At 55.0% G+C, this 10,410-nt stretch carries 9 protein-coding genes and 1 pseudogene; 3 read left to right on the top strand and 7 right to left on the bottom strand.

The window, feature by feature from the left end; all coding sequences use genetic code 11:
• Positions 1 to 500: 500 nt before the first annotated feature.
• Both IOB61_RS09220 and IOB61_RS09225 read right to left on the bottom strand, forming a co-directional pair.
• On the bottom strand, positions 501 to 2,147 hold the full coding sequence (locus tag IOB61_RS09220; protein WP_290815448.1) for a choline dehydrogenase: 1,647 nt from the start codon (positions 2,145 to 2,147) through the stop codon (positions 501 to 503).
• An 84-nt stretch (positions 2,148 to 2,231) separates the two neighbouring features.
• On the bottom strand, positions 2,232 to 3,011 hold the full coding sequence (locus tag IOB61_RS09225) for an enoyl-CoA hydratase-related protein (protein WP_290815451.1): 780 nt from the start codon (positions 3,009 to 3,011) through the stop codon (positions 2,232 to 2,234).
• A 239-nt stretch (positions 3,012 to 3,250) separates the two neighbouring features.
• Between IOB61_RS09225 and secA the strand changes: the two genes are divergently transcribed.
• Positions 3,251 to 6,022, top strand: a complete 2,772-nt coding sequence (gene secA / locus IOB61_RS09230) for a preprotein translocase subunit SecA (RefSeq protein ID WP_290815454.1) — start codon at positions 3,251 to 3,253, stop codon at positions 6,020 to 6,022.
• Between the two features lie 70 nt (positions 6,023 to 6,092).
• On the opposite strand, the gene IOB61_RS09235 is transcribed toward secA, so the two are convergent.
• Together IOB61_RS09235 and IOB61_RS09240 are read right to left on the bottom strand one after the other, a co-directional pair.
• Complete coding sequence (locus tag IOB61_RS09235) at positions 6,093 to 7,166, bottom strand: phytase (RefSeq protein WP_290815457.1); 1,074 nt, start codon at positions 7,164 to 7,166, stop codon at positions 6,093 to 6,095.
• A gap of 69 nt (positions 7,167 to 7,235) precedes the next feature.
• Positions 7,236 to 7,784 (bottom strand): gamma carbonic anhydrase family protein, encoded by a 549-nt coding sequence (locus tag IOB61_RS09240; RefSeq protein WP_290815460.1) that lies wholly within the window; start codon positions 7,782 to 7,784, stop codon positions 7,236 to 7,238.
• A 126-nt stretch (positions 7,785 to 7,910) separates the two neighbouring features.
• Here IOB61_RS09240 and IOB61_RS09245 point away from each other — a divergent pair, with 126 nt between their 5' ends.
• Positions 7,911 to 8,075: a hypothetical protein gene (locus tag IOB61_RS09245; protein ID WP_290815463.1), complete on the top strand. Its 165-nt coding sequence runs from the start codon at positions 7,911 to 7,913 to the stop codon at positions 8,073 to 8,075.
• Positions 8,076 to 8,229: 154 nt separating this feature from the next.
• Positions 8,230 to 8,862, top strand: a pseudogene (locus IOB61_RS09250) (PhoH family protein); the annotation flags it as partial.
• Between the two features lie 67 nt (positions 8,863 to 8,929).
• Here the strand turns inward: IOB61_RS09250 and IOB61_RS09255 are convergent.
• The 3 genes from IOB61_RS09255 to IOB61_RS09265 form a co-directional block, all read right to left on the bottom strand.
• Positions 8,930 to 9,142: a DUF3126 family protein gene (locus IOB61_RS09255; RefSeq protein ID WP_085339282.1), complete on the bottom strand. Its 213-nt coding sequence runs from the start codon at positions 9,140 to 9,142 to the stop codon at positions 8,930 to 8,932.
• A gap of 60 nt (positions 9,143 to 9,202) precedes the next feature.
• On the bottom strand, positions 9,203 to 10,021 hold the full coding sequence (locus IOB61_RS09260; RefSeq protein ID WP_290815468.1) for a PhzF family phenazine biosynthesis protein: 819 nt from the start codon (positions 10,019 to 10,021) through the stop codon (positions 9,203 to 9,205).
• A gap of 1 nt (position 10,022) precedes the next feature.
• The coding region (locus IOB61_RS09265) for a nucleotidyltransferase family protein (RefSeq protein WP_290815471.1) at positions 10,023 to 10,410 on the bottom strand (388 nt) is incomplete at its 5' end.

The following is a 10,410-nucleotide window of genomic DNA, read 5'->3' on the forward strand; positions in this document are numbered from 1 at the left end:
CCTTATCCCAAGGGCAAAAGCCGAACCCCCGGAGGTCTTTTCCTCGCGGGGCTATAGGTGTTGGTGTCATTCAAAGAAACGATGTCATCCCGGACGGCGCAGCCGATCCGGGACCTCCTGCCGCAAAGTCCCATGGGGTCCCCGCTCTCCACTTCGTTCCGGCGGGGATGACATCGTGGGGGTGGGGAGAGTTTTTATCTAGAAGCGTTTTGGTGCCCATTCTGGTCACAAAAACGCTTCCTTTATCGTGCTCGGGCGATTTGACGGGTCAAGTCCGCTTCGCGCCGCTCCGCGGCAGATTTCCAAAGGAAATCTGGACTTGACGCGACCAATCGCCCACGAACAATAACGTATGGCCTTTGGGGCAGGCAGGGCCTGCGCATGCGCCTTCCAGATGAAATAACTATGCTCAGTGTTGCCATCTAGGCCGCACAGTCCCACAAGGTACCCGCTCTCCACTGCGTTCCGGCGAGGATAACATCGTGGGGGGGGGCTGGTTGTTAGGCGACGGCGACGTCTTCGGCGGGCAGGAATTTCTTGCCACGAATATGGTCGGAGATTTTTTCCGCGATCATCATGGTGGGGGCATTGGTATTGCCGCCGATCAGGGTTGGCATCACCGACGCATCGACCACACGGAGGTTCTTCACGCCGCGTACTTTGCAATCCTTGTCCACCACCGAGGCCTTATCCGTGCCCATGCGACAGGTACCGATTGGGTGATAAATCGTCTCGGCTGTTGCTTTGATATAGGCGTCAATTTCCTCGTCCGATTGGACATGCGCGCCTGGCTTAAACTCATCGCCGCGATAGGGCGACAGGGCAGGCTGGCTCAAGACTTTGCGGCCAATTTTCAGCCCCTCGCGCAGGGCACGCCGGTCTTCTTCGGCCGCTAGATAATTGGGATCGATTTTCGGCGCTGCAAATGGATTGGCACTTGCTAAGCTGATCTCACCCCGGCTTTCAGGGCGCAACTGGCACACATGCAGCGAAAAGCCGTCTTGGGTGGCCGCTACATTGCCATGGTCTTGCACCAAGGCATTGACGAAATGGAACTGCAGATCAGGTCGGTCGAGGCCTTCGCGCGATTTCGCAAAGCCGCCTGACTCGAGGAAGTTCTCACGGCCCAAGCCTTCCTTGCGGAACAAATAGGTCAAGGCGGTCAGATATTGTTTCAGGCCGCGATTAAGCGAGAAGGCGGTGATGGGTTGGGTGCAATTCTGCAAAAGCAGCACGTCCAAATGGTCTTGCAAATTCTGTCCGACGTCGGGGCTATCCACCAACACATCCACGCCAACACGCTTGAGCGTTTCGGCTGGGCCAATGCCCGACACCATCAGGATTTGCGGCGATTGCACAGCCCCAGCGCACACCAAAACTTCCTTGTTGGCATAGACCCGCGAGCGGGGCGACTTCTCGTCATGGGCATATTCAACGCCAACACAGACCTTGTCCTCAAACAAAAGCTTTGTGGTGTAGGCATGGCTGCGCACGGCTAAATTAGGACGTGAAAGGGCTGGCTTGAGATAAGCGAAAGAGGCTGACCAACGCTCGCCATCCTTGACGGTCAATTGATAGGCACCAAAACCTTCTTGGTCATAGCCGTTAAAGTCTTCAGACTTTTTGTGGCCAGCTTGGACTGCTGATTCCACCAGAGCGTGATAGAGCGGGTTGGCCGACTTGCCCCACGACACATGCAAGGGCCCGTTTGAGCCGTGAAACGCGTCACCACCGGTCTCTAAGGTTTCGGAGCGTTTGAAATAGGGCAGGACTTCAGAAAAGCTCCATCCCTTCAGACCCTTTTGCGCCCACTGGTCATAATCGCGGGCATGGCCGCGAATATAGATCATGCCATTGATCGAGCTTGACCCGCCCCAGCCCTTGCCGCGCGGCCAATAAAGCGGGCGGTTGTTGAGATGGGTTTGCGGCTCGGTCGTGAAGGCCCAATTATGGGCATTCTTGCCTTTGATGAGCGTGCCAACACCGGCGGGCATGCGGACGAGGAAGGAATTGTCTCGCCCACCGGCTTCCAAGACCAAGACTCGCACTGAAGGGTCTTCGCTTAATCGATTGGCGAGCACGCAGCCAGCGCTGCCAGCGCCAATGATGATATAGTCAAACCGATCTTCAGCTGCCGCTGTGGCCATCTAAGAACTCCCCGTCGCAAGATTTACACTTGGTTTGCCCTTTGTTTGGCGTGAAGCCGCTGTCTGGGCAAGTGAAAATAGCGTTTAGCCTGTCCATTGTGGCTTGCGCTTTTGGGCAAAAGCCATTGGCCCCTCGATCAAATTGGGCGACTTAAACATGGCATTGATCTCGCCATATTTGGACTGGCCGCGATAGGCAGCCTCCAATGTGGGTTCATCCAAGCCGCGATAGACAGCTTCTTTCGAGGCACGGATGGACGTGGGCGAACATTCCACAATCATATCCGCCCAGGCATGTGCCCGTGTTAAAAGGTCAGCTTGGGTTGTCACTTCATTGACGAAGCCCAGTGTTTTACCTTCTTCAGCACCAACACGGCGGCCGGTTAAAATCATGCCCATAGCTTGTTTCTGGCCAATCTGGCGCGGCAAACGGTGCAGACCGCCTGCCAAGGCTGCCAAGCCGACTTTTGGCTCTGGCAAGGCAAATACCGCATTATCGGAGGCGATGATGAGGTCGCATGCCAGTGCGATCTCAAACCCACCGCCCATAGCAATCCCATTCACGGCGGCAATGACAGGCTTGGTTAAATCAAAGCGGCTGGTCAGGCCGGCAAAGCCGCTTTCAGGCACGTACATTTTGCCGCCAGATGCTTGGTATTTGAGGTCATTGCCTGCGCTAAAGGCGCGGTCGCCTGCGCCCGTGATGATGGCAACCCACAGATCTGAATTGGCGGCAAACCCATCAAACACCTCTGCCAGTTCGGCATTGGCTGGGGGGTGTAGCGCATTCATAGATTCGGGGCGGTTAATGGTGACAGTTAGGACGCGGCCCGTGATTTCTGTGCTACAAAACGCATATGACATGTTTCTCTCCCTGATTTTTCCCCATGACCTAGCACGCAAACGCTGGCAAGGGAGAGCTTAAAGCACCTTTTTGTCGTGCAGTGCATGGACGCGCGTTGACATGCTTTCGCCGCGTTCTTACCTCACGGACCAAACGAGTTGCTTTGGCGCGGCTTTCGCGCCCCTTACATATCTGGTGCATCAGATGTGTAGGGCTCCATTATTGCCGGGGTTTCCGGCGCAGGTCAGGCCAGAAATTCATGTTGAATATCGTCAAGAAGCTGTTTGGTTCCTCCAACGAGCGCCGCGTGAAGTCGTTGATCCAGCGGGTCGAACAGCGGATCAACCCGTTGGAAGCAGGTATCAAAGCGCTGAGCGATGACGCGTTGCGCGGCAAGACCGATGAGTTCAAGGCCAAGCTTGCCGCCGGTGCGACCCTTGATGATATTTTAGACGAAGCCTTTGCCGTGGTGCGGGAGGCTGCTTTCCGCGCGATTGGTCAGCGTCATTATGATGTACAGCTGGTCGGCGGCATGGTGCTCAACTCTGGCGCGATCGCCGAAATGCGCACGGGGGAAGGCAAAACCTTGGTGGCAACCGCGCCCGTCTATCTGAATGCCCTGCAAGGCAAGGGTGCCCATGTTGTGACGGTCAATGACTATCTGGCCAGACGCGACGCGGAATGGATGGGCCGGGTTTATGGCTTCCTCGGCATGGAAACCGGTGTGATTGTCCCAGGCCTCGACGACCGGGAACGCCGCATCAATTACGCCAAGGATATCACCTATGGCACCAATAACGAGTTTGGCTTTGATTATCTGCGCGATAACTTGAAATATTCGCTCGATGAAATGGTCCAGCGCGACCATCATTTCGCGATTGTGGACGAGGTCGACTCCATTCTGATCGATGAAGCGCGTACCCCCTTGATCATTTCGGGGCCAACCGATGACCGCTCTGATTTCTATCGCGCCATGGATGAACTCATCTATCTGCTCGACAAGGATGATTATGAGCATGATGAGAAGCAGCGCTCAGCGGTTTATACCGAGAAGGGCTCTGAGCATATTGAAGACTTGCTGCGTGAGCGGGGCTTGTTGGAAGGCGCGCTGTATGAGGCCGTGAACACCACGATTGTGCACCACGCCAACCAAGCTTTGCGCGCCCATGTGCTCTACACGCGCGATAAGGACTATATCGTCAAAGACGACGAAGTGGTCCTGATTGACGAGTTTACCGGCCGGATGATGACGGGTCGGCGTTTGTCGGAAGGCTTGCACCAAGCCATCGAAGCTAAGGAACAGGTTCCGGTGCAACCCGAAAACCAAACCTTGGCCTCTATCACCTTCCAAAACTACTTCCGGCTTTATGAAAAGCTGGGTGGGATGACCGGGACGGCCCAGACAGAAGCGGCCGAGTTCGAAGATATCTACAATCTGCAAGTGGTCGAAATTCCGACCAATCGCCCGGTTGCCCGGATCGACGAGAATGACGTCGTCTATCAAAATGAGGCCGGTAAGCATAAAGCCATCATGCGCGACATTCGCGAATGCTATGAACGTGGCCAGCCTATTCTGGTGGGTACGGCCTCGATTGAAAAATCAGAAGCCATTTCAGAGCTTCTCAAAGCTGAAAACATTCCGCACTCCGTCTTGAACGCCCACAAGCACGCAGAAGAAGCCGAAATTGTTGCGGAAGCCGGTGTGCCAGGTGCGGTAACGATTGCGACCAATATGGCTGGTCGCGGGACTGATATTCAGCTGGGCGGCAACCCAGAAATGCGCCTTGAGAAAGAGCGTCGCACCCGTGAGGCTGCTTGGGGCCGGTCGATGACCGAAACAGAACTCAAGAGCCTGCATGATGAAATCATGGCCGATATTGCGGTCAAAAAAGCCAAAGCGATGGAATTGGGCGGTCTTTATGTTTTGGGGACCGAACGCCATGAAAGCCGGCGGATCGACAACCAGCTGCGTGGCCGGACAGGTCGCCAGGGCGACCCCGGCAAGAGCCGTTTCTATATCTCTTGTGATGATGACCTTCTGCGCATTTTCGGCGGTGAACGCATGGCGGGCATCTTGCGCGTTCTCAAAGTGGCTGAAGATGAGCCGATCGAAGAGCGCATGATGAACAAGGCGATGGAAATCAGCCAGAAGCGAGTTGAAGCCCGCAACTTTGAAATCCGCAAGAACCTCTTGAAATATGATGACGTCATCAATGATCAGCGCAAGCAGATTTTTGAAGAGCGCAAAGAGTTCATGCGTGCCGAAGATGTCGAAGAAACCGTGCGCCACATGCGCCATGAAGTGATCGACACCTTGTGCGAATATTACATGCCGCCGAAACTATTGCCCGAGCAATGGGATACCGATGGCCTAGAAACTGAGGTGAAAGAAATCCTTGGTTTGGACATCCCTGCCAAGGATATGGCCGCTCAAGAAGGCATAGATGATAATGATATTCGCCAAGCCATAATTGAGGCCTCCGATAAGGCTTGGTCGGAGAAAGTGGCGTTGATGGGCGAAGAGCAGTCACGCTATATCGAAAAGCAGGTTTTGTTGCAGACAATTGACCTCAAATGGCGCGAGCATTTGAGCCAAGTCGACCATTTGCGTTCGGTGATCCATTTGCGCGGTTATGGCCAGCGCGACCCACTGATCGAATATAAGACCGATGCCTTCTCCATGTTTGAGAAGATGCGCACAGATTTGCGCACCGATGTCACGCGCTTTTTGATGAATGTGCAATTGATCCAACCCGATCAGCCCATGGTGCCACCTGACTTCGACCCCAGTATGGCGACGATTGACGGTGGGTTTGGTGCAGGCATTGGCGATGGCATGGGCCTCAATCCCAATTGGCTGTCGAGCCATCCATTGCCCAATACCGGCTTGGACGAAATGGGTGCGGCGGCAGATGATTTGGTTCCATCGCCTTTAGGTCCTATGCCGCGGGCGTGGCTTGATACACCCCGCAACGCCCCATGCCCTTGCGGGTCTGGCAAGCGCTTTAAGGCCTGCCACGGCGCGATCTAAGCGTTTGTGACGTCGAAATCGAGCTTCAATCAAGCGCTTGATTTAGGTCAAGCGCTTGATTTTTATGGGATTATCTTGGTAGGCCAACGGCCGTTTTGATATCGTCCCACGCAACGAGCTTGAAATTCTGCGCACCTCCGGCTTGGATGCCATCTTGGGCGATGAAGAGGCCGCCGGGATAAGCCGGGCCAAAATCGCCGACAATTAGCTCAATCCCATCGGTCTCTTCGGTCGCGCCAAAAGTCCCCTCGGCAATTCGAAAGCGGCCGACATACGCCTCATCGCTGGCCCGAAAGATTGTGTAGGCATTGTCGCCTTGACTGGAGACAAGGATATAGCGCCCACCCTCTGGCCCCTCGGCAAGGGCCACCCCTTCAGCGTCTGCGACAATGTTTTTACCATCGGCAGAAGCAATTTTGGTCGGACTGGTTGAACCCGTAGGGCGCGCATCAAAGCGCCACAGGCCGACATCTTCTTCCGCCACATAAAGGCGTTGGGTTTGCTCATCCACCACGCACCCCTCCGATTGGGTGGCAAGTTTCAGCGAGCGCACAATTTCGCCAGAAGGCGCGGGGCCGGTTAAATCCAGCGCAATCTGATGGATCGTGCCGTCCTTCAGTACCATGAAGGCATAAAGCTTCCCCTCGCTGTGCCCCAAGCAAATGCCATAGGCCTCACCAGTCCCTGCGGGCACGGTGCCAATTGGGGCGAGCTTTGCTGTCTCGGCGTCTAACGTGAAGAGGGCGATTTTGGCTTGGGTTAGGTCGTTGCGGTCACTGGCTGCAACCAATATGCGGGGAGTGTCGGCTACAAGGATATTAGCCCGCAGATCGACATTATTCACCCGCCCTGCATCATAGAAGTCGCGGATCTTGCCGTTCAAATCATAGGCATAAAGCCCGGCCTTCTTGTCTGTCCCAATGATTAGGCTTGCCTCTGGACGGGCAGGGTTGCGCCAGATTGCTGGGTCATCGGCAGCATCTTGATTGGCAGAGCCAACTGGGACCGTTTCACCGCGCGCCACAACTGTCACCGCGGGGGTTGCCCGCGCAATCCGCTCTGCAAGTGGAAGCTCTGTTGCACAGCCTGCAAGGACCAAGCTCAAGCAAGCTGGCACAAGGACGAAATGAGTGGCACGAAACATATTCCCTCCAGCGGCTAGACGCTGAAGGGTGGATAGCTGAGTTTTATTCCAACCATATGACGGTTGGGGCTATCCTGCAGGCACTGGCTTCAAGTTGGTGTGAAAGCGTTTCCAATTCTCGACATAATGTAAAGCAGAGCCAGTTAGAAATTGAGCTTGTTCGGGTAGGACTTCGCGAATCACTTTGCCGGGTGCACCCATGACGAGCGAATTGTCCGGAATCACTTTGCCTTCGGGGATGAGAGCTTTTGCACCAATGATACAATTTTTGCCAATCACTGCTCGATTTAGCACCACCGCCCCGATTCCAATCAAGCTATTGTCGCCAATTTCGCACCCATGGAGCATAGCCAAATGACCGACGGTGACGTTCTTGCCGATGGTAAGCGGGATGCCAAGGTCGGTGTGAAGGATCGCGCCATCTTGGATATTGGAGTTCTCGCCGATGGTGATCGGATCATTATCCCCGCGCAAAACCGCATTAAACCAGACGCTTGCATTATGATGCAGGATGCAATTGCCAATCACGGTCGCATTGGGCGCGATCCAATAATTGCCCGGCGCAGGCAGTGTGGGGGTCGCATCGCCCAAAGAATAGGCACCCTGGATGAAGCTCATAGGAAAATTCCCTTCGATAAGAATTTATGACGTTAACAACTCATTTACTCTGCTAGGATGACATCGCAACAGAGATTCGCGGCAAGGTCGAAGAGGTCTTCGACGCTCACGCGATAAGGGGGTTCAGTGATCGCACGCGCGACCATTCATGATCCAGACCCTGCCGACCCTCGGGTCGGATCTTTGAGCGTCTTGTTGCAAACCAACAAGTCTATGCGCGCCGCAGCCCCAAGGTCTGCGGCGTTTTTTGTTTCCAAGAAGCAAGTCCTGAAGGAGCATGTCTATGGCTAAACGCCCAGCAGTCCGTCGCACCCGTGATCAAGCAGAGCAGTCGCGTCAGTCGCACAGCTTGGGGGGCTCGAAACATGGCTCCTATGGGCAGGAGGAATCCAATGTGCGGGCGCTGTTTGGCTGGAACCCCACGGCACAGGATGATGGGCTGGACCGCGATCAGAGCTTCTTGAAAAAGGTCAAGCCGCGTACGGCCGGACAGGAAAGATTGTTGGATGCGATTGATTCCAATCCGTTGGTGGTTGCGATCGGCCCCGCTGGTACCGGCAAAACCTATCTGGCGATTTCAAAAGCGGTTGAGGCGCTTGAAGCGGGCAGAGTATCGCGCATCGTCCTGTCACGGCCAGCGGTGGAAGCCGGTGAATCGATTGGCTTCTTGCCGGGCCACATGGAAGAAAAACTCGCGCCCTATTTGCGACCCCTCATGGATGCACTTTCAGATCGTCTCAGCCCCAAGCGGCTTAAAACCATGATGGTGGAAGGCCTGATCGAAATCGCCCCCATTGGCTTCATGCGGGGCAGGACCTTGAACAATGCGTTTGTGGTGATTGATGAGGCGCAAAACTGCACCTATGGCCAACTCAAAATGCTGCTCACGCGATTGGGCTGGCATTCCACCATGGTCGTGACAGGCGATCCCGCTCAGACAGATCTTTTGCCCGAGTTGTCGGGCCTTGGCCAAATTGCCGATGCGTTGGATCGGTTGGACGATGTGGCGGTGGTTCGTTTAGCCGAAGTCGATATCGTGCGCCATCCCTTGGTCGCCAGCATGTTGAGTGTCTTGTAAGCGCACCAAAGAAAAGCCCGCCGCAGGCGATCTGGGGCGGGCTTCTTCCAATTTTTTGTGGGGGATTTTAGTCTTCCAGATCAATGTCCAGAATGGCCATTTCAAAGATGTAAGAGGTTTCGCCTTCATCTTCATCGATATAGACGGTACCCAAGAATTCAGGACCCAAATACACTTCCATCGAATCCTTCACCCCGGCGCGTGGCTTTAAAATCACGTCCTTTGTGCGGAAGACCCGGTTCATATGCGCTTCAACGCGCTTCCACTCAGGATTTGCCATCACGTTTCTCCAACAATTTGACCACGGGTTTAGGGGGAAGTGGTCCAACAAGGAAGGGGGCTAAACCCGCAATTGCCCGTCGAGTACAGTCACAGCCCTACCCCGCAAGAGCACGCGGTCACCTTGAACTTCGCACGTTAAAGCCCCGCCGCGGCCCGGATAGGCTTGGAAGTAGGTGATGATCGGCTTGCCCAATTTGGCTGAAAATAAGGGCGCGATGATGCAATGGGCAGAACCTGTTACGGGGTCTTCGGCAATGCCCGATCCCGGGGCAAAGAAGCGGCTGACAATCTCATAATCGGCACCCGCATCAGCAAAAGCGGACACCATCAGATTGCCGCGATTGCGTTCTAATTTCTCGGTGCAAATCCGCTCAATTTCGGCATGGTTTGGCGTGAGCGCTCGCAAGACGCTTTCATTCTTCACAATGGCAACAGCATAATTGCCAACCCATGTTTCAACCACCTCTGCGCCTAAAGCCTCTGCCAAACCGGCTGGGGTCTCGATTTGAACGGGTGGATTGGCGGGGAAGTTAAGCTCTAGCTGGCCATCATCCAGCCGTCGCACGGTCAATTCGCCACTCAGCGTATCGAAGGTCAGAACCGGTGCGGTAACGCCCAATTCTTGCAAAAGCACATGGGCAGACGCCAAAGTCGCGTGGCCGCACAAGGGGATTTCGAGCGCGGGGGTAAACCAGCGCAAGCCGAAGCGGGCAGGGTCGTCAGTCCTCAACAAATAGGCGGTCTCGGCCTGATTATTCTCCATCGCCAAAGTCTGCATCCAGGCCGCCTCTGGCCACCTATCAAAGGGCTCCACCACACAAGCGGGATTGCCGGTAAACGGCTTTGCGGCAAAGGCATCGACCAGAAATTGGCGCATATCAGACTTCCTTGAATTGTACTTCGGGCCAGCGGGCTTGGATGCTGGCCACTTTGGCTTTGGTGTTACCTGTTGCGCCCCGCTTGGGGTTCGGGCGCAAAATCATCGCGAACATATCCTCAAGCCCAAACGGGGCAGCGATCGAGATGCTATCATCGGCTTCAAGCCGTACGGCGATGGCATCGCTGAAACACAAATAGCGCTCCAGCGATTCGTCGGTACAGCTCAAAGGGGCATAGGGGCTGCCAAAGCGCTGTTCAAACCACACATGTACGCGGGCTTGATTGCGCACCTCGACCAAGGGCTTCAGAGCGTCAGGCAAGGATTGATCGACAGCTTTAATGATGCGGTCTTCCGCGTCCCAGGACGTATCGGGATCAAAATAGCAA

This window comes from Aquidulcibacter sp. (assembly GCF_020253525.1).
In the GTDB taxonomy this organism is placed as follows: Bacteria; Pseudomonadota; Alphaproteobacteria; order Caulobacterales; family Aquidulcibacteraceae; genus Aquidulcibacter.

Excerpts from the sequence above, each read along its gene's own strand:
- secA (WP_290815454.1), top strand. The coding sequence starts at position 3,251 with ATGTTGAATATCGTCAAGAAGCTGTTTGGTTCCTCCAACGAGCGCCGC.
- IOB61_RS09260 (WP_290815468.1), bottom strand. The coding sequence starts at position 10,021 with ATGCGCCAATTTCTGGTCGATGCCTTTGCCGCAAAGCCGTTTACCGGC.
- IOB61_RS09240 (WP_290815460.1), bottom strand. The coding sequence starts at position 7,784 with ATGAGCTTCATCCAGGGTGCCTATTCTTTGGGCGATGCGACCCCCACA.
- IOB61_RS09235 (WP_290815457.1), bottom strand. The coding sequence starts at position 7,166 with ATGTTTCGTGCCACTCATTTCGTCCTTGTGCCAGCTTGCTTGAGCTTG.
- IOB61_RS09220 (WP_290815448.1), bottom strand. The coding sequence starts at position 2,147 with ATGGCCACAGCGGCAGCTGAAGATCGGTTTGACTATATCATCATTGGC.
- IOB61_RS09225 (WP_290815451.1), bottom strand. The coding sequence starts at position 3,011 with ATGTCATATGCGTTTTGTAGCACAGAAATCACGGGCCGCGTCCTAACT.
- IOB61_RS09255 (WP_085339282.1), bottom strand. The coding sequence starts at position 9,142 with ATGGCAAATCCTGAGTGGAAGCGCGTTGAAGCGCATATGAACCGGGTC.